The organism is Streptomyces sp. NRRL F-5126 (genome assembly GCF_000721265.1).
Lineage (GTDB): Bacteria > Actinomycetota > Actinomycetes > Streptomycetales > Streptomycetaceae > Streptomyces.
Genome location: NZ_JOFZ01000095.1, coordinates 1 through 391, shown reverse-complemented (window position 1 = coordinate 391; position 391 = coordinate 1). Strand labels below are relative to the sequence as shown.

Genomic DNA, 391 nt, shown 5'->3' with positions numbered 1-391 from the left:
GGCCTGGTCCTCGCCGGCGGGGTGTCCGTGCAGTTCGGGGCCGCCCTGGCGGTGAACCTGATGCCGCGCGCCGGCGCGCTCGGCGTGGTCACGCTGCGGCTGGCGATGGCGGCGGTGCTGATGGTCGTCGTCTGCCGCCCGAAGCTGCGCGGCCACTCGCGCGCCGACTGGGGCACGGTCGTGGCGTTCGGTGTCGCCATGGGTGCGATGAACGGCCTCTTCTACCAGGCCGTCTCCCGCATTCCGCTCGGCCCCGCCGTCACCCTGGAGGTGCTCGGCCCGCTGGCCCTGTCCGTCCTGGCCTCGCGCCGGGCGGTCAACGTCGTCTGGGCCGGGCTGGCCCTCGCGGGCGTCTTCCTGCTCGGCGGGGGCGGCTTCGAGGTACACACCC

1 protein-coding gene is annotated in these 391 nt (G+C 75.2%); it reads left to right on the top strand.

What is annotated here, in order from left to right; genetic code table 11:
• Nucleotides 1-391 (top strand): hypothetical protein (locus tag IH48_RS0132490; protein WP_030913060.1); only part of this gene is annotated, 391 nt, incomplete at both ends.